This window comes from Azonexus sp. GW821-FHT04F04, assembly GCF_059420025.1.
On sequence record NZ_JBWKSX010000005.1, the window covers coordinates 257,720 to 276,817 of the forward strand.

The following is a 19,098-nucleotide window of genomic DNA, read 5'->3' on the forward strand; positions in this document are numbered from 1 at the left end:
GGAGGAGCTTATGCTGTCTATTCAGGATGTTATTGACTATTGCGACCTTGACCAAGGAGAGATCGAGGCCATCGCAGAACACGAACACATTCCAATCACGGTTGCTGCCGAAATGAGCGAAGTATTGTTGTGCTCACCCGATGGCGTTTGCCGTCTGCATTCGATGATCATCGAGAACATGCAGCAGGCGCTTGAATCAGGCCATTACCAGCACGTGAAGGATTTGGCGCAAACCTACGAACACCTGCAGCGGACTCACCCGATCCCGTCGAATTAGCGACCGTATCTTCGCCAGTCAGGCTGTACGACCCGAGCCCCCACCATCAAGGTCGGGGTTTTTTCATTTCAATTTAGGCCAAAATTTCGGGTTGACCGTAGCAAACGTGCCACGCCCCGAAGCCTGTGGGTCAGGCGTGGCGGGCTTGGGCGTAGCCGTGCTCGACAGCATAGAGGGCGACCTGCACGCGGCTGCTCATGTTCAGTTTCTTGAAAATGTTCTGCACGTGAATCTTGACCGTGCTCTCGGCCAGATCGAGCTTGCGGGCGATTTCCTTGTTGCTCTCGCCATGGGCCAGAGAAAGCAGGATATCGCGTTCGCGCGGCGAAAAACGATCGCGCTCGCCGCTTGTTGCTTCAGCCTTGGGCGGATTACGCACGCCCTGGATCAGTTTCGCCGTCATTTGTTGAGAAACGACTGACTCGCCCTGTGCGGCCCGCCGGATGGCGTCGATCAGCGCGTCAGTTTCGATATTCTTGAGCAGATAACCGCTGGCCCCGGCCCGCAAGGCATCGACCAGATCCTGCGCATCCTCCGACACGGTCAGCATCAAGACGCTGACCTCCGGCATTTCCTCGGCGATGACCTTGACCGCTTCGAGGCCGGAAACCCCGGGCATGTGGAGGTCAAGCAAGGTCACATCCGGTTTCAGCGAACGAGCGCGCTTGATGCCTTCCAGCCCGTCACCCGCTTCGCCGACGACCTCGAAATCATCATTGCGCTGGAGCAGCGACTTGATTCCGCTGCGAAACAGCGTGTGGTCGTCAACCAGCAGGACACGGATTTTTTCGCTCATATTCAGACAACCTCTTTGTTTTCGCGGGGCAGGGTCAAGGTAACCCGGGAACCTTCGCCGGGTTTCGATGCGACGCGACACTCGCCGCCAATGCGGTGGGCGCGTTCGCGCATGATTTTCAGGCCGACATGGCGGTCGGACAAGCAGTTCGGATCGTTTTCCGGATCGAAGCCGACGCCATCATCCTCGATATTGACGCCAATCCGGCCAATTTCGCGTTTGACAACGACCCGAACCTGGCTGGCCTTGGCGTGCTTGCGGATATTGGACAGCGACTCCTGAACGATGTGCATGATCTGGATTTCGTCGGTCGGCACCTGCGCGGCGCCGCTGCCGATGCGCTCGAAAGCCGTGGCGATACCGGTCTGCCCCTCGAATTTTTCCAGCGTGGACTGGATGGCCGTATCGAGGTCGGACTGATGGACGCGCGTCCGGAAATGGACGAGCAATTCGCGCACGTCGTCGTAGCTTTCCTGCACCCCTTCGCGTAGCTGGCCTGCCGTCTGCATGGCTTCTTCGACCTTGCCCTTGCGCAGCGAGTCCTGCAGCAACTGGACCTGGATGTTGAGAAAAGCCAGGCCCTGAGCAATCGAGTCGTGCAACTCCTGGGCAAGCAGGTTGCGCTCCTCGGAAACAGCCAGCTCCTTCTCGCGCGACTTGAGGCGCTGGTTTTCGATGGCGACGCCGAGGTGATGCCCGAGCGTTTCGAGCAGATGGATTTGCTGCTCGGAGAGCGCCTGCGGCCGTTTGAAATAAAGGTTGTAGACGCCAAGTTTCTGCTTGTCGTAAAGAATGCTGAAGGCGGTCGCTGTGGCAAAACCTTCGCGGATGCAGGTGCGCAATTTCATGCCTTCCGGCGGGTTGACCGTGGCAAAGGCGGCCGAAATGCCGGTCTGGAAGACCTCGCCGCACAAGCAATCACCACAATTCATTTCCGCCTCGTGGTCGAGGAAACCATCGGACAGTCCTTGATGGGTGATCAAAAACAACCTGTCCGACTGCTGTTCGTACATGCGCACCGCACCGGCATCCGCCCCCAGGGCGCTCATGATCTGATCAAGAAAACCCTCGCTGAGCACTGTCACCGGGGCCGGTTCGCTGAGAAAGGTGGTCACCGAATAGAGGATGCTCAATTCGTGATTGCGCTGGGCGAGACGGCGGGTTTCGGCCTCGACCCGCTGTTCCAGCGTGTTGTAAACATTCTGCAGATGCTCCGCCATCTGGTTGAAGCCGAAGGCCAGCCCGCCCAGTTCGTCATCGCTGGAGACCGGAACGCGCACCGTCAGGTCGTCAATGGTCATGCGCTGCATGCCGGAGTGGAGGACGCCGACCGGCCTGATGACCAGCCGCGAAAAATAGCGGATCAGAACGATCGTACCAATGATCGCCAGAACGACCAGCGCTGCCTGCACGGTACGCAGCAAATTGGTATCGAAGGCGTAGGTACGCTCCATCGCCAGCGCCAGTTCGTTGATCTTGCTGACAAAGGGCTCGAGTTCGGCGTCAAAACGGTCGACGGCGCCTTCCCGCTCGCCCCGCACGCCAGCCAGATAGCCGGCGACCAGCGGCCGCACCGTATCACGCCAGACCTGCTCAACCTTTTGCAGGTGTTCCTGCACCTCGGCATTGCGTGGCGGCGACAACGGCCGCTCCGGATCACCTTGTTGCAGGTCACGCAGAACCTTGTCGAAACGCTGCATTTCTTCACTCAAGGCCTGCGAAGCGCCGACCTCAGGCGCCTTCGCCTCGAGGTCGCGCGCCATCAGGTGGCCCATGCGGTAGGTCCGCATGCGCTGGCTACCGGCATCATTGATTGCCGCAGCGACACCTTCCAGTTGCCAGGAAATAAGCAGCGTCAGGCCGATGGCCGTGGCGGCCACCAGAAAAAAGACCACCAGCATGCCGATGATCTTGCGCGAGAGCTTGCCGGGGTTGGCTAGCATCAATCATTGCCCGAATACGAATTGTCTAACCTTAGCGCCCCGCCAGCGGGAAAGCAAAGGGGATAGATCAAGAAAAAGCCCGCCGGTTTGACCCGGCGGGCAAAAGTCGCTTTGGAGAGAGCGCGGCGACGATAAATCGACTGAAAACCTCAGGCGGCCTGTTTCTCGACGTGGGCCTGCTTTTCGTAAAGGAACTCGAGCACGGCGGCGCGGTAGCCGATGTAGTCCGGATCGTGGGCCAAGGTCAGGCGATGGCGCGGACGCGGCAGGTTAACATCCAGGATTTCGCCGATGGTGGCCGCCGGGCCGTTGGTCATCATGACAATCTTGTCGGAGAGCAGCACGGCTTCGTCAACGTCGTGGGTAACCATGACCGTGGTCGCCTTGGTCGCCTCGCAGATGCGCATCAGCTCGTCCTGCAGCTTGGCGCGGGTCAGCGCGTCGAGGGCGCCGAACGGCTCGTCCATGAGCAGCACTTTCGGTTCCATGGAGAGCGCCCGGGCGATGCCGACGCGCTGCTTCATGCCGCCCGAAATTTCGTTCGGATATTTGCCGCTGGCGTGATCGAGGCCAACCAGACTGATCGCGGCGGCCGTCCGCTCACGCAGCTTCGCTTTGCCTTCCTTGGCGCCGAACACCCGTTCGACGGCCAGATAGACGTTTTCGAAGCAGGTCAGCCAGGGCAGCAGGCTGTGGTTCTGGAAAACCACCGCGCGTTCCGGGCCGGGACCGGCAATTTCGCGGTCTTCGAGCAGCAGCACACCGTCGGTTGGCTTGGTCAGGCCGGCAATCAGGTTGAGCAGCGTCGACTTGCCGCAGCCCGAGTGACCAATCAGCGCGACGAACTCGCCTTGCTTGATGGTCAGGTTGATGTCGCGCAGGGCGACAAATTTGCCCTTCTTGGTATCGAAGGTCTGACCAACGGATTGAACCTGTACGAACTTTTCCATGTTGTGCGCTCCGCTCATGACGATTCCTTGGTCAACTTCCTGGCAAGCAGGATCAGGCTTTGTTCGAGGATGAGGCCGACGATACCGATGACGAAGATGGCGATGATGATGTGCTCCACCTTCAGGTTGTTCCACTCGTCCCACACCCAGAAGCCGATGCCGACACCGCCGGTGAGCATTTCTGCGGCCACGATGACCAGCCAGGCGGTGCCGATGGACAGGCGGATGCCGGTCAGGATGTAGGGCAGCACGGCCGGCAGCAGGATCTTGGTGACGACCTTCCACTCCGACAGCGCCAGGACGCGGGCGACGTTGAGGTAATCCTGCGGCACGCGCTGGACGCCCTGGGCGGTATTCATGATCATCGGCCAGATCGAGCAGATGAAGATTGTGTAGGTCGCCGCCGGGTCAGCCCGCTTGAAGACGAGCAGGCCGATCGGCAGCCAGGCGAGCGGCGAAACCGGACGGAGCAGGCTGATGATCGGATTGATCATGGCCGACAGGAAGGCCGAGCGGCCAAGAATGAAGCCAAGCGGGATGCCGACCACCGCGGCAAAGCCGAAGCCGATGCCGACGCGTTGCAGCGAGGACAGGATGTTCCAGCCGATGCCCTGGTCGTTCGGGCCGTTCTGGTAGAACGGGTCGGCGAACAGCAGGGTGGCCGCATCCCAGGTTTGCAGCGGGCCGGGAATGCTGCCGCCTTTCATCGTGGCGATGTACCAGATGCCGATCAGCACCACCATGCCGAGCAGCGGCGGCAGGACGGCGCGGCCAACACCGGCCAGCCTTTCGCTGAAGGGAGTGCCCGGCTCGGCCGGGACGGTTACTGTTTTTTCCATTATCTTTTCCTTGGCGGGAGCAGCTGCCGCTTCTACGACGGCGACTTCCTGAATTCCACGGTCAACCGGAATTTTTGCCCCAAATTCAACATTCATCGTCAGTGCGCTCATGGTTCTCTCCTAAGCGTTTGGTGAGCCGTCATTCCCGCGCCGCGCAGGGAGTACCCTTGGGGTGCGAACGCGGGAATCCAGGATGAGGCGTCTGGATTCCCAGTCATGCCGGAAATGACGAGTCCGGGCTTGATTTAAGCCTTGACCTTGAAGCCATCGGCGTACTTGGCCGGATCCTTGCCGTCCCAGACCACGCCGTCGATCATCTTCGAGGTCCGCATCTCGCTCTTCGGCAGGGCCACACCCGCGGCAGCGGCGCCCTGCTTGTAGACGTCAATGCGATTGACCTGCTTGGCGACCGCCAGATAATCCGGATGGTTCTTGAGCAAGCCCCAGCGCTTGTGCTGGGTCATGAACCACATGCCATCGCTGAGGTAAGGGAAGTTGACCGCACCATCGTTGAAGAACTTCATGCAGTTCTTGTCATCCCAGCTCTTGCCGAGGCCGTTCTGGTAGCGACCGAGCATGCGGGCGACGATGACTTCGGTGTCGGTATTGACGTAAGCCTTGCTGGCGATGGTTTCAGCCGTCTTCTGCTTGTTGGCGATGGAGGCGTCGATCCACTTGCTGGCATCGAGAATGGCGGCGACCACAGCGCGCGCCGTATTCGGGTTCTGCTTGACCCAGTCTGCCGTCGTGCCGAGCACCTTTTCCGGGTGATCAGTCCAGATATCCTGGGTCGTCGTTGCCGTGAAACCAATGTTGTCCATGATGGCGCGGTTGTTCCACGGTTCGCCGACGCAGAAACCATCCATGTTGCCGACCCGCATGTTGGCGACCATCTGCGGCGGTGGCACGGTAATCGTCTTGACATCCTTCAGGGGGTTGATGCCCTGGGCGGCCAGCCAGTAGTACAGCCACATGGCGTGGGTGCCGGTCGGGAAGGTCTGGGCGAAGGTGTATTCGCGCTCCTTCTTGGCGACCAGCTTGGCCAGACTGCTGCCATCGGTGGCCCCCTTGTCCTTCAACTGGTTGGACAGCGTGATCGCCTGGCCGTTGTTGTTCAGGCTCATCAACGCAGCCATGTCCTTCTTCGGACCGCCGACACCGAGCTGGACGCCGTAGATCAGGCCGTACAGCACGTGGGCACCATCGAGTTCGCCATTGACCAGCTTGTCGCGCACCGAAGCCCACGAGGCTTCCTTGGTCGGGATGATCTTGATGCCGTACTTCTCGTCAAATTTCATGACCGAGGCCATGACGACGGAGGCGCAGTCGGTAAGCGGGATGAAGCCGATACGGACTTCCTTCTTTTCGGGGGCGTCGGAACCAGCGGCCCAGGCACCGCTGCGAACGCCGGGAGGGACCATGGCCATCAGAGAGGCTCCCAAGGCAGTTGAAACGAAATCACGACGTGAAAAGCTCGGCTTGTCAGCGACGACTTCCGGCACGACCAGTTTATTGTCTTCCATTGCTTGCTCCTTGATTACGAGAATCTAAAAAACAAAATGGGCGTCTCATCCTGGCTGCCGGTTGGCAGCTCGGATGGACGCCCTTGTCCTTGAATCGGCTTTACTCGACTCTCGCCCGGCCGCCATTGACCGTGCGCTTTGACAGGACTATCGCAATGGCCGTGCCAGGCCTAGTTATTTAGAACTAGTTACAAATAACTACTTTATTTTCAATTACTTGGTATCTGCATTTCTTGCCCCCCCGGGCCGGCACCGATGCACTATTGCAGTGCAGCAAGTGGTTTTACCGCACAGCTTTAGAGCAGCACGCGCGCCATATCGATGACGTCGCGCGCCACTTTGGCCATCGACTGACCGCGCTCCATGGCCAACTTGCGCATGGCGTGATAAGCCGCATCCTCGTCCAGGCCACGTGCCTTCATCAGGACGCCCTTGGCCTTGTCGACGAGCTTGCGGTCGGTCAATTTCTGCGAGACCTCGTCGAGTTCCCGGCGCAGGGCCTGGGTATCCTCGAAACGAGCCCGCGCCACTTCGACAATCGGCTTGATCCGTTTCGGGTCGAGACCGTCGACGACATAGGCCGAAACGCCTGCCTTGACAGCGTCGCGGATGGTTGATTGGCCATCCTCCTGGGTAAAGATGACAACCGGGCGCGGCATATCCTTGTTCATTGCCGCCAGATGTTCGAGGGTGTCGCGACTCGGGCTGTCGGTGTCGATCAGGATGACATCGGGTTGCAGACGCTCGACTTCGGCTGTCAGGTTTTCCGAGCCGGCCAGAATGGCTGCGACCTGATAGCCGGCCAGCGCGAGACCGGCACAGATTTCGCCGGCGCGGGAACGGGATTCATCAATAACGAGTACGGTAATCATGAGGCTTGACTAGCAAGCTACAGGCCAGCAACCTCGAGCGCCGCCGTCGCCATGGCCTGAACCACCAGTTCATGCTCGCCGATGGCATTGCCCAGCGAAAATTCGACATTCGGATAGGTCGACCGTAGCGCTTCGATCATCTCCGGCGTCTCCTTCTTCAAATGGCCGCCACGGGCGACGAACATCGGCATTACGACGATCTTGTCGGCGCCCTGGGCGATCAACTCGGCGGCCCGCTCCGGCAAGGTCGGACTCATGAACTCGAGAAAGGCCAGTTCGACCGGCACGCTCGTCATGCGTTGGCGAATGGCCGCCTGCACGCGGCGCATCGGATTGGCCCATTCCGGGTCGCGAGCGCCGTGGGCGAAGAGGATGAGGGCGGTAGTCATGGCAAATCTTCCGTTCGTTTGTTCAGTCTGGCCGCCGGAACTGGTGGCCGCAGGTAGTGCGATATCTTAACTGGAGGATTCCCCGGGATATCGCAAAAACCATGAACGGCCTCGAAATGTGACGAAAAGACAAGCCAGGAAAACCGCATCGTGCACTTTGCCAACGCTTGCGATAGGATGGACGAAATTCGAAAGATACCCGATGGACGGGGCCCGGACGGGGGAAGAATGCGAGGATTACTGAATCGTCAAATCATCTTTTGGCACCTGACAGTTTTTCTGTGCTGTTTGGCCAGCGCCCTCTGGTCAGTTGCGGCATTGGCGGCAAGCAACGGCACCGAAAGTGCTCCCCGCATTCTTCATGTCGTCACCGATGACAACTACCCGCCCTATCTTTTCCGCAACTCGGCTGGCGAACCCGAGGGCTATCTGGTCGACTACTGGAACCTCTGGGAAAAGAAAAATGGCGTAAAAATCCAGTTGACCGCGACAAACTGGGCGGAAGCGCAGGAAATGCTCAAGGATGGCCGGGCGGACGTCATCGACATGATTTTTCGCACGCCGTCACGCGAACCTTTTTATGACTTCTCGGCCCCCTACGCCGACCTCCCGGTTGCCATCTTCAACCACGCCTCAATCACTGGCATCAGCGGCGTATCGACACTTCACGGCTTTCAGGTCGGGGTCCAGGCGGGCGATGCGTGCATCGACAAGCTGGCCGAGAACGGGATTACCAATCTGCTCGTTTACCGGAATTATGCCGAGTTGATCGATGCCGCCCAGCGTCAGGAGGTCAAGGTTTTCTGTCTCGACGAGCATCCGGGAAACTTCTATCTTTACAAGGCCAAAGCCGAGAACACCTTTCTCAAGGCATTCGTGCTCTACCAGGGCCAGTTCCATCGTGCCGTCCGCAAGGGCAATCTTGAAACGCTCAAGGTGATCGAGCAAGGCATGCAGGCGATCAGCGCCGATGAAGAGGCCGCGCTTCGAAAAAAATGGTTTGGCACACCGCTCGATCTCGGGGCCTACGGTCGCTATCTGGGCTGGGGCGTTCTTTCCATGGTGCTGCTTGGCACCGTACTGCTGGCCTGGAACCTGACATTGCGCCGCCAGGTTGCGGCCAAGACATCGACGCTCAAGCAAGCACTGAAGGAATTGCACGAGGCGCATCAGGTAACCCAGAAAGCCCAGGAAAACCTTGCCACGACACTACAAGCAATGCCCGACCTGCTCTTCGAACTGGATGCCGACGGACGCTATATTGACGTCTTTGCCAGCCAGGAGGCTCTGCTCGCCAGCCCGAAGGAAAACCTGATCGGCAAACGGGTCGACGAGATTCTGCCGCCCGATGCTGCGCACATGGCCAAGGCGGCGATTGCCGGGGCCATCGAGCACGGCAGCGATTACGGCAGGACAATTTGCCTGAAGCTGGGCGACAAGAAGCACTGGTTCGAACTCTCGGCAACACGCAAGGCGCCGGAAGCCGATGGCTCCTTCCATGCCATGGTGCTGTCCCGCGACATCACCCAGCGCTGGGAAGCCGAACAGGCTCTGCTGGAAGCCAGGGAAGCTTCGCTCCTGGCCGAACGTGACAAGCATTTCCGTACCCTCTTCGAGGCTGCACCGGTGGCGCTTTCCTATGTCAGGGGCGAGGAAATCACCCTGGTCAATCAGCGTTTCGTTGAACTGTTCGGCTATCGAAGCGGAGAGATTCCCGACCTCGAAACCTGGTGGCTGCGCGCCTATCCCGATCCGGTCTATCGCGACTGGGTAAAGGAAACCTGGCAGTCCGCCATTGAACGGGCCAGCGCTACCGCCGGCACGCTGGACAGCCTGGAGTATCGAGTGCACAGCAAGGATGGCCGGGAATTGACCTTGCTTATCGGCGGCCAGTTGATCGACGAGGGCATGATCGCCACCTTTACCGACATCTCTGCACAAAAGGCGGCTGAAGCGGCCCTGAAGGAAGCCAAGGAACTGGCCGATGCGGCCAACGTGGCAAAGAGCTCTTTTTTGGCCAATATGAGCCATGAAATCCGGACGCCGATGAATGCCATCCTCGGCTACACCTATTTGCTGGGCAAGACGCCCTTGCTGCCGGAACAAACGGACCGCCTGGAAAAGATAGAAGGTGCTGGCAAACACCTGCTCTCGATCATCAATGACATTCTCGACGTTTCGAAAATCGAAGCCGGACAACTGATCCTCGAACAAGCCAGTTTCCCGCTCAGCAGCGTCATCGATCACGTCCATTCAATCATTGCCGAATCGGCCAGCGCCAAGGGGCTGAGCGTCACGGTCGACTACGGCACAGTGCCCGCCATGCTGCGCGGAGACTCGACGCGGCTGCGCCAGGCCTTGCTCAACTTCGCCAGCAATGCCGTCAAATTTACCGATCAGGGCGGCATCACGCTGCGCGCCCGACTCCTCGAGCGGCAGGGGGCACAACTGCTGATCCGCTTCGAAGTCGAGGACAGCGGCATCGGAATCCCCCGCGAAAGCCGGAAGGAACTGTTCCAGGCCTTCAAACAGGTCGACTCCTCAACCACGCGCAAATATGGCGGCACCGGACTTGGTCTGGCGATTACCCAGCGACTGGCCCAACTGATGGGTGGCGAGACTGGCTTCGAGAGCGAGGTTGGCGTCGGCAGCACCTTCTGGTTTACGGCGCGCCTTGAACCAGGTGACGAGATGGCCGGGGAAATGCCCGCCACGCCCTCGCCCCCCGAAAAAGCCATCGAGCGCCACCACGCCGGCGCACGAATCCTGCTCGTCGAGGACGATCCGATCAACCAGGAATTGGCCTGCGAACTACTGAAAGAGACCGGCCTGTATGTCGAAATCGCCGAAAATGGCCGGCAAGGGGTGGCCAAGGCGGCCAGCGTGAATTACGCGCTGATCCTGATGGACATGCAGATGCCGGTCATGGGCGGCCTGGAGGCCACCGCCATCATCCGCAAGATGCCGGACAGGGCGTGGACACCGATTATCGCCATGACCGCCAACGCCTTCGATGAAGATCGGGAACGCTGCATCAGCGCCGGCATGAGCGATTTCATCGCCAAGCCCGTCGTCCCGGAAGTTCTCTACCAGACGCTGGCCAAATGGCTGGCCACCCCGAGGAACTGATTGCTGGAACACGCGGACAGCCCTGGCCGACGCATTTCGTTTTTGGGCGTTTATTCCGGTTGACCGTGGAACGCGGTATTTGGCGGCAAGGCGCGAGAAACGACTCACCCCGGTTTTCGGCGCCAGGCCAGCAGCAGCAAGGTGAGCAGACAGAAAACCGCCCCTGCATAGAAGGTGAAAGCAGCGCCAAAGACATCCCACAGCAAGCCGGCACAGACGCTGGCCAGCAACATGGCGATGCCGCTGAGCAGGTTGAAAAATCCGAAAGCCGTGCCGCGCAAATCAGCCGGCGCCGTATCGGCCACCATCGTCGCCAGCAGCCCCTGCGTCATGCCCAGATGCACGCCCCACAACACCACGCCGCCGAGCACGGCCGCCCAGTGCGCGCTGCTCGCCAGCACCAGATCGGCGGCGATCAGCACAAGCAGCCCAATCGCCAGCAACCGGGTGTGGCTGACCCGATCCGACAGCTTGCCGAACGGATAGGCCGACAGCGAATAAACGACATTCATGGCAACCATGACCAGCGGAATCAGTGCCAGCGCCATGCCGCCCTGCTCCGCCCGCAGCACCAGAAACGCCTCGCTGAAGCGGGCCAGGGTAAACAGCCCGCCGACCGCCACCACCCACCAGTACGGCGAACCGAGCCGGCGCAGATTGGCCCGCGTGACCGGATTGCGCCGCACCGTTTGCGCCGGCCGATCCGGCTCATGTACGCCGAAGACCAGCACGGCGACGGCAAGCAAGCCGGGAATGACCGCCACCCAGAAAACGGCGCGAAAATCATCGTGCCACAGCAACATCAACCCGACGGCGAGCAACGGCCCGACAAAGGCGCCGACCGTATCGAGTGACTGACGCAAACCGAATGCCGCCCCGCGCAATTCCGGCGGCGCGATGTCGGCGACCAGCGCATCGCGCGGCGCCCCACGAATCCCCTTGCCAATCCGATCGGCCAGGCGGGCAGCGAAGACCAGGCCGGTGCTCGAAGCCAGCGCAAACACCGGCTTGCTCAGCGCCCCCAGCGCATAGCCGAACACCGCCAGCCCCTTGCGCCTGCCCAGGTAATCGCTGAGCGCCCCGGAAAAAACCTTGACGATCAGCGCCGTCGCCTCGGCCAACCCTTCGATGACGCCGACCACCAGCGCGCTCGCGCCCAGTGTGCCGACCATGAACAGCGGCAGCAGGCTGTGGATCATCTCGGACGAAATATCCATGAGCAGGCTGACGAAACCCAGCATCCAGATGCCGCGCGGCATCTGGGTCGGGATTGGCAGACTGCACTTGAGATCGCTCATGGCTGCGGTGGCGTCGACGGGAGATGGAAATGCCAGCTTAAGCGAAGCCCTGCCTGGCGACCACCCTTTCAATTTTGGGCAAAATTTCCGGTTGACCGTAGCACTCGACTTCGGGGCATTTAAAAGATGAAAGGCCGTGGTTTCTATTGATTATTTTCAAACAAACCGTGCTCAACCCTGTGTTTTCCTGGTTCCTGTTTTCTATTCACATCCCGTTTACGTATGGAGGCCAGGGAAAATACCAATGAGGGAAACCCGGATTGACTGTCTGGTCTACATGGACAAAATCGGAGCCTGCCTGCGCAATGGCGCATGGCTTGGAGGGGTTCGGGTGCAGCAGCCAACCGATGGAGAAATAATGCAAAAATTCATAAACTTGTATGCAATTTTGGCGATCGCCTTGTGGTCAGTGGGTGGTCCGCTATGGGCCGAGCCGCAAAGTATCAAGATTGGCGTGGTCGGCCCACTCAGCGCAAAGTCGTCGGAGGACATGGGGCTGAGCATAGTCGGTGGGGCCAAAGTGTTTCTTTCGGACATCAACACGACGGGCGGGATCATGGGGCGGCCGATCGAACTGGTCATCCGTGACGACCAGGCCAAGCCGGAGGTCGGTGTAGCCATTGCCCGGGAACTGGTGGAAAAGGAAAAGGTGGTCGCCGTCGTCGGCTTCGCCAATACCGGGGTCGCCTTGCCGTCGTCCAAGGTGCTGCAGGAGGCGAGAATTCCGCTGATCGTGAGCGGCGCGACCGGCGCCACAATCACCCGGTCGTTCATGCCGCCAGCCTATCCGGTCAGCTACGTGTTCCGTACCTCGGCCAGCGACGAACTGCAGCCGGTCGTCATCCTCGACGATGTGATCGACCGGCGAAAACTGGGCCGGATCGCGCTACTGCACGACGAATCACCCTATGGCCAGTTCGGTCGGCAAAGCGTGCTGGCCGAACTTGAACGGCGCAAGCTCAAGCCGGTTACCGTCGCGAGCTTCAAGGTCGGCGAGACGGATATGAGAGCGCAACTGCAGCAGGTCAAGGAGAGTGGCGCCGACGTCATCGTCATGTATTGCCTGGGGGCCGATGCTGCGATGCTGATCAAGAGTGCCGAGAAAGTGAACCTGAAATTGCCGATGGTCGGCCCCTGGACCTTGTCCCAAAAAACGTTTATCGACCAAGCAGGAAAGAGCGCCGAAGGGGCGCGGACATCGGTGACTTTCATCGAGAGCGAACTGAGTTCGATCAAGAGCCAGTTCTCTCTCAATTACCGCAAGATCAACAAAGTCAGCCGAATTCCGTCGGCGGTGGCCGCGGCCCAGACCTACGATGCGCTGCGCCTGATCTCGCTGGCCATCTTCCAGGCCAACTCGACGGAAGGGCCGCAGATTCAGGCAGCTCTCGAAAATTTGCAGTACCAGACCTCCTCGACAGTCGTCTCGCGCTACGCCAGGCCTTTCACCAAAACCGACCACGAGGCGGTCGCCGGGAACATGGTCATCATGGGTGAAATTCGCAATGGGCAGGTCGTCTACGCCTATAAGGAAGACGCCAGCAGCTCGGTGATAATGCGGACGAAAGCCCCTGCTAGATAAGGTGTAATTCCGGGTCACACAGGAACAGGGCGCAGTTTTCAGTATTTTTTGCCATATGCCCGACATACCCGCTCTATGAGAACCGGTGAGCCCCTGCCCGCCGACTAGCGCATCAATATGAGCAATAAAATGAGGTTGACCGCGAGCGATAGCGCTGCCAAAACTTTCCAGAATTGCAGCGGATTGCGCACGATCAGGGGCTGCCGGCTCGGTGCCGCGATCGGCCGGGTGGCACCGCGTTCGAGCGCCAGGACGAATTCCTCGGCGGTTTCGAAGCGATCTTTTGCTTCGCGCGCCACGGCCTTGAGCAGGATGTTTTCGAGCCAGCCGGGAATTTCCGGGCGCCAGCGGGTCGGTCGGGCCGGCTCGCCAAATTTTGGCGTCTGGAAGGGTTCGATTTCGCCGTAGGGATATTTGCGCGTCAGCAAGTGGTAGAGCGTCACGCCGGCGGCGTAGAGGTCGTAACCGGGCTGCGGTTCGGAACTGTCGAACAGCTCCGGCGCCATATAGGACGGCGTGCCGGCCTGACCGATCGGGTCGTCGGCCTTGCGTTCGGCCAGGCTGATGGCGACGCCCAGATCAAGGACGCGCAGCACGCCATCCTGGCCGAGGTGAATGTTGTCGGTCTTGATGTCGCGATGCACGATGTCGAGCCGGTGCAAGGCACCAATCGCCCTGAGCAGGGCAATGCCGAGCCGGACGACCTCGCCGGCCGGAAAATGCTGGCCGGCATCGAGCCGCGCCTGCAGCGTCGCTCCGGCGTGCCAGGTCATCAGGTAGTAGAGGCAACTGCGCTGTTCGGCCGGCACGACTTGCGGGAAGAAGGGCGAGACGACGCGTTTGGCCCGCCATTCCTCCATGAGCAGGGCGGCGATGGCGCCCTGGTCGCCCTCCATCGCCGGTTGCAGGGTTTTGAGCACCAGCTGCTGGCTATTGCGCGGGTTGCGCACGCGATAGAGCAGCGTTTCGCGCGAATCGTGCAGCACCTCTTCGACAATCAGGCCGTCGAGTTCATGCCCTACTTTGAGGCGGTGCGGCAGAGGCAGGCTGGCCGCGCTTTCCAGACTGTCGCGCAGGCTGGCCGGCGGCAGGCCGAGCACGTCGACGACCACCGCCGTCGCATTGTCGTGGCCGCCCTGAGCCAGCGCCAGGCTGGTCAGCGCGGCGGCGGCGGCCTGCGGATCGGGATGATCGAGCAGCACCTCGGCCATCAGCGCATCGGGCAGGATGCCCCAGACGCCGTCGGAGACGAGCAGAAAACGGTCATTGACCGCCAGTTCGCCATCGGCAAAATCAAGCAGGACGCGCGGGTCGAGGCCGATGGCGCGCGACAGCACGTTGTTGAGTTCAGGATGTTCCCAGGTGTGATCGACCGTCATTTGCTGCAGACGGCCTTCCTGCTGGCGGTAGATGCGGCTGTCGCCGATATGCGCCGTGTAGAAGCGACGGCCGCGCAGGACGAGCACCGACAGCGTTGTTGCCATACCGGACAGTTCGGCGTTGCGGCTGCCTTCGGCGATGACCCAGCGGTTGAGCGCCGTCGTCACCGTTTCGATGGCACGGGGCACACCCCAGGTGTCGGGCGTCGCGAAATAATCGGAGAGCAGGCCGCGCACCGTGTATTCGGAGGCTTCGCGACCGCCCAGGTGACCGCCGATGCCGTCGGCGACGGCGGCGATGACGCCCTTGTTTTCGAGCTCCAGCCCTTCCGGCGTGGCGACGCCGCAAAAGTCCTCGTTCCGCTCGCGCGGCCCGGTCAGCGAGGCGTGACCGATGGCCAGTTGCAAACCGCTTTTCGCAGGATTATTCATGCCCGTCATGTTACGCCACCTGTAGCCAGCCCCCAGCGGGCATCAGCCACGCACCAGGCTCTCGTAGCGGCCGGTCAGACTATCCATGATTTCGAGAATCCGCTCGCTGGTCGTCGCCACATTGCGGGCAGCGATTTCCCGGACCGCTTCCCGACCATTCAGCGCCTGTTCGAAAAAGAGCCACTGGGTGTTGGCCAGTTCCAGTTCGGTGCGAATGGCCGCATTGTTCTGCGGCGCCGCATTCAGCTCGGCCAGCGCCACGACGAATTCGCGCCGCGCCGTGTCGCGCTCGGCGCGCAGGCCGTTCGAATCAAGGCCGGACTGTTCGAACAGGAAACACTTGGCCATGCGCTGCGACAGCATGCGTTGGCGCCCGGAAATATTGACCAGGTGACCGGCGCTGTTGGCCGCGTATTTTTCGTAGAGGACGGTCAAGGCATGGGCGGCGCGCAAGGTATTTTCCGACTCGGCCAGCACCAGCCGGGCATTTTCCGGCGAACGCGGCCGGGACAACACTTCGCGATAGAGCCGCCAGGCGGTATCCAGCCCGACCAGCGCGGCCTGGATTCCCTCCGTCGGCGCCAGCGTCTTGAGCTCGGTCAGCTGCGCGTCGAACAGGCGACGCGAGCTATCGAGCAGGGGCCCCGCACGTTCCGGCATCACCCCGGCCGCTTGCATCGCGTAGGCCTTGGCCATGCGCTGCGACAACATGCGCTGGCGACCGGCCTTGTTGATCGCGGCGCCAACGCCCAATCCGCCGGTCGGCCTGGCCTCGTTCAGGGCAAATACCGGGGAAGCCAGCAGCCCGCCGGCGGCGCAGATCAGAAACGTTCTTCTCTTCATGGCTGAGGTCGGCAGCAATCAGATCTTGGCTGCGGTCAGGTGGCTGGCGCCCCAGGTCGTCCGCCAGCGGGTCTTGACGCTGGTCAGGCCGACCAGCGCGAAGACGGCCAGGGCGGCAAAAATGAGGAAGCCGGCCTGGTAAGTCCCGGTCAGTTGCTTCGAGTAGCCCAGGCTGGAGGCCAGGTAGAAGCCGCCGACACCACCGGCCATGCCGACCAGCCCGGTCATCACGCCGATTTCCTTGCGGAAGCGCTGTGGCACGAGCTGGAACACGGCGCCATTGCCCATGCCGAGGGCGAGCATGGCGCCGACGAAGGCGGCCAGCGCCATCCACGCTTCGGGCAGGCCGAAGCTGACGATGGCCAGGAAGATGGCGGCGAAGACATACATCACCGACAGCGATTTGACGCCGCCGATGCGGTCAGCCACGTTGCCGCCAATCGGCCGCACCAGCGAACCGGCAAAAACGCAACCGGCGGTGAAGAAGCCGGCCATCTTCGGATCAAGACCGTACTGGGTGTTGAAGTAGATGACCAGCGACGAGGCCAGGCCGACGAAGCCGCCGAAGGTGACTGAATAGAAGAACATGAACCACCAGGCATCCTTGTCCTTGAGGACCTTGAGGTATTCGGCGAAAGTCTTGGGCGGCGGCGCATCCGGTGCATCCTTGGCCATGAAGACGAAGACGATCAGGACAAGCACGAGCGGAATGAGCACGATGCCGAAAACGTTGGTCCACCCGAAAGCAGCCGCCAGTCCGGGGGCGAACAGCGCCGCCAGCGCCGTGCCCGAGTTGCCGGCCCCGGCAATGCCCATCGCCGTGCCTTGATGCTCGGCCGGATACCAGCGCGAGGCAAGCGGCAAGGCGGCGGCGAAGGAAGCGCCGGCGACGCCAAGAAAGAGGCCGAGGATCAGCACTTCGGCGTAGGAATGCACGCCGACCTGCCAGGCGTAGGTCATGGCGGCGATCACGATGACCTGCCCGATGATCGCTGCCTTCTTGGGCGACAGGCGATCAACCAGAATGCCCATGATGATGCGCAACAGCGCGCCGGCCAGCACTGGGGTGGCGACCATCATGCCCTTTTCCGCATGCGACAGACCGAGATCCTTGGCAATGCCGACGCCGAGCGGGCCGAGGATGACCCAGACCATGAAGGCAAGGTCGAAGTAGAGGAACGCAGCGAGCAGCGTCGGCGTGTGGCCGGCCTGCAGGAATGATTTCTTGTCCATTTTGGATAATTTTCCGGGTTGACCGTGGGAACGGTCGTTGAGGGAGGATGGCTTGCTTCAGCGCATGGCGTCATCGCCATCAGCCCACCCTCGTTGGCGGAAAATCGCTGTGATGGACTTGCTTCGCAAGCTGCGTGCCAAGGCAATAAACCACTGATTTATTGAGGGCATGGACAAAACAGTGCAGGACACCCGCACCAAAATAGCGCGCGCATTTCCATTGCGGTGCAGCATTTCCTACCTGTGCCATTTTATTTTTGGCCGTTGTTTGCGTTTTACCCCGTTGACCATGGGCGTCGCATCCCCGGTTACGTAACCATCCGCCTCTGGCGGTCTCGCAGTTCGATGCTCCTGCCGCGTCGAAACAACCCGGCTGTACTCAAATTTCTCCGGCTCAGACCAGAACGGAGTGAACCGGCCGCCGCATGGACAAGGGCATGCCCGGACCGCGGCCGAAGCGCACGACCAGATCAGGTCGCCGGTCGCCCAGACCGATGGCCGCGGCGAACTGCGGCCGCAGCGCGGTGACCTCGACCGGTTGGTTGAGGAGCGCATTGCGAATGCCCAGCGCCGTCGCCTGCAAGGCGAAGCGCTCATAGCAGCGGCCGGTTTCCACCCAATGCGCCTTGTCGCTGGCCTCCGAAACGAACACGGCGATGCCGGCCGAATTGCGAATTTGCCGGGCATAGCGCTCGTTTTCGGATTTTGCCGTGAAGAACAGCTCCATCATCGGGCTGCCCAACCAGCGCGGCACGGCCGGGTTGCCCGTGGCGCCGGCGAACAGGCCATCGCCAGTCCGAATCGCTTCGTCATGGCTGAAGCGAATCCACATTTTCAATTCCTCGACGAAGGCCGGATCATCTATTTGCGCCGTGTTGGCGGCTACCACGTAGTCGAGAACCGTCTCCATCGCCGACCGCTCAGTCAGCAACAGTAGGCGCATCCCATTGCCGCTGCCGGCTTGTTCAAGCAAGCGAAGCTCCGCGCTGGACAGCGGCCGGCCATCGTAGTCACCACGCGTGCACTGCCGCTCGGCAATCGCCTGAAACAGCGGCGAGGCATGGGCCTTGGTCGCCTCCAGTCGCACAACAACCTCACCATCCCCGGCCGGATCGAAGCTGGTGCCGGCCTGCAGCCCGTTGGCCAGGGCAGCGTGCGCCAGATTTTCGGTAGCGCAGCCCAGCGAGACAAACAGGTGATGGTCATCCGGATCGACCGCCGGGCAGCGCCGCGAAAAATCCGGCGCGATGGTGATCAAGCCATCCTGAACCCGAAACTTCCAGCACTGCGTGTTATGGCTCGATGGTGCCAGCGTGGCTTGGCGCACCAGTTCACCAAGCAGCAGCGCGTGGTCGCTGGCGCCCACCGCCACCGGGCGACGAAGGCGGCGAGCCGCAGCCTCAACCGGCGAGTCCGTCGAACAGCCCACCAGCAATGGCCCCGCAACCGCCAACGCACCCGCGCCCACGACAAACTGTCTGCGTCTCAACATGGCATGCCCCGCTCAGTATGAATAAACCGCGAATACCACCAACATATTCTCTACCAATTATCGGCTCTGTTCGATAGCGAACGCAGGAAGAGGGCATTTCATTTTCAGGGCTTTTTTCGGG

The 19,098-nt window shown here is 61.0% G+C and carries 15 protein-coding genes; 3 read left to right on the plus strand and 12 right to left on the minus strand.

Annotated elements, in window-relative coordinates; all coding sequences use genetic code 11:
* Window positions 1–10: 10 nt before the first annotated feature.
* Window positions 11–277 carry a hypothetical protein gene (locus AC07TV_RS12620; RefSeq protein ID WP_494648707.1) on the plus strand — a complete coding sequence of 89 codons (267 nt, stop codon included), beginning with the start codon at window positions 11–13 and terminating at the stop codon, window positions 275–277.
* A gap of 130 nt (window positions 278–407) precedes the next feature.
* Here the strand turns inward: AC07TV_RS12620 and AC07TV_RS12625 are convergent, their stop codons facing one another.
* The 7 genes from AC07TV_RS12625 to AC07TV_RS12655 form a co-directional block, all read right to left on the minus strand.
* Window positions 408–1,073 (minus strand): response regulator, encoded by a 666-nt coding sequence (locus AC07TV_RS12625; RefSeq protein ID WP_494648708.1) that lies wholly within the window; start codon window positions 1,071–1,073, stop codon window positions 408–410.
* A 2-nt stretch (window positions 1,074–1,075) separates the two neighbouring features.
* A complete protein-coding gene (locus AC07TV_RS12630) occupies window positions 1,076–3,016 on the minus strand; it encodes a type IV pili methyl-accepting chemotaxis transducer N-terminal domain-containing protein (protein ID WP_494648709.1) in 1,941 nt (646 codons plus the stop codon).
* 149 nt (window positions 3,017–3,165) lie between these two features.
* Entirely contained in the window at window positions 3,166–3,966 is an 801-nt protein-coding gene (locus AC07TV_RS12635; protein WP_494648710.1) for an ABC transporter ATP-binding protein, read from the minus strand.
* Between the two features lie 14 nt (window positions 3,967–3,980).
* The gene (gene ntrB / locus AC07TV_RS12640; protein ID WP_494648711.1) at window positions 3,981–4,916 is read right to left on the minus strand and encodes a nitrate ABC transporter permease; all 936 of its coding nucleotides are present in this window, start codon (window positions 4,914–4,916) and stop codon (window positions 3,981–3,983) included.
* A gap of 134 nt (window positions 4,917–5,050) precedes the next feature.
* Window positions 5,051–6,328, minus strand: a complete 1,278-nt coding sequence (locus AC07TV_RS12645; protein WP_494648712.1) for a CmpA/NrtA family ABC transporter substrate-binding protein — start codon at window positions 6,326–6,328, stop codon at window positions 5,051–5,053.
* Window positions 6,329–6,624: 296 nt separating this feature from the next.
* A complete protein-coding gene (locus AC07TV_RS12650) occupies window positions 6,625–7,200 on the minus strand; it encodes an ANTAR domain-containing response regulator (RefSeq protein WP_494648713.1) in 576 nt (191 codons plus the stop codon).
* Window positions 7,201–7,217: 17 nt separating this feature from the next.
* Window positions 7,218–7,589 carry a sirohydrochlorin chelatase gene (locus AC07TV_RS12655; protein WP_494648714.1) on the minus strand — a complete coding sequence of 124 codons (372 nt, stop codon included), beginning with the start codon at window positions 7,587–7,589 and terminating at the stop codon, window positions 7,218–7,220.
* Between the two features lie 288 nt (window positions 7,590–7,877).
* Here AC07TV_RS12655 and AC07TV_RS12660 point away from each other — a divergent pair, with 288 nt between their 5' ends.
* Window positions 7,878–10,718, plus strand: a complete 2,841-nt coding sequence (locus AC07TV_RS12660) for a transporter substrate-binding domain-containing protein (RefSeq protein WP_494648715.1) — start codon at window positions 7,878–7,880, stop codon at window positions 10,716–10,718.
* 104 nt (window positions 10,719–10,822) lie between these two features.
* Here the strand turns inward: AC07TV_RS12660 and AC07TV_RS12665 are convergent, their stop codons facing one another.
* Entirely contained in the window at window positions 10,823–12,016 is a 1,194-nt protein-coding gene (locus AC07TV_RS12665; protein ID WP_494648716.1) for an MFS transporter, read from the minus strand.
* A gap of 358 nt (window positions 12,017–12,374) precedes the next feature.
* On the opposite strand from AC07TV_RS12665, the gene AC07TV_RS12670 reads away from it, so the two are divergent.
* The gene (locus AC07TV_RS12670; protein ID WP_494648717.1) at window positions 12,375–13,598 is read left to right on the plus strand and encodes an ABC transporter substrate-binding protein; all 1,224 of its coding nucleotides are present in this window, start codon (window positions 12,375–12,377) and stop codon (window positions 13,596–13,598) included.
* Between the two features lie 104 nt (window positions 13,599–13,702).
* Here the strand turns inward: AC07TV_RS12670 and AC07TV_RS12675 are convergent, their stop codons facing one another.
* From AC07TV_RS12675 to AC07TV_RS12690, 4 genes are all read right to left on the minus strand, one after another.
* Entirely contained in the window at window positions 13,703–15,418 is a 1,716-nt protein-coding gene (locus AC07TV_RS12675) for a bifunctional protein-serine/threonine kinase/phosphatase (protein WP_494648719.1), read from the minus strand.
* A gap of 33 nt (window positions 15,419–15,451) precedes the next feature.
* Window positions 15,452–16,252, minus strand: a complete 801-nt coding sequence (locus AC07TV_RS12680) for a type IV pili methyl-accepting chemotaxis transducer N-terminal domain-containing protein (RefSeq protein ID WP_494648720.1) — start codon at window positions 16,250–16,252, stop codon at window positions 15,452–15,454.
* Window positions 16,253–16,270: 18 nt separating this feature from the next.
* Window positions 16,271–17,485, minus strand: coding sequence for a nitrate/nitrite transporter (locus AC07TV_RS12685; RefSeq protein WP_494648721.1), 1,215 nt, complete (start codon window positions 17,483–17,485; stop codon window positions 16,271–16,273).
* 394 nt (window positions 17,486–17,879) lie between these two features.
* Window positions 17,880–18,977: an Acg family FMN-binding oxidoreductase gene (locus AC07TV_RS12690; RefSeq protein ID WP_494648722.1), complete on the minus strand. Its 1,098-nt coding sequence runs from the start codon at window positions 18,975–18,977 to the stop codon at window positions 17,880–17,882.
* Window positions 18,978–19,098: the final 121 nt, after the last annotated feature.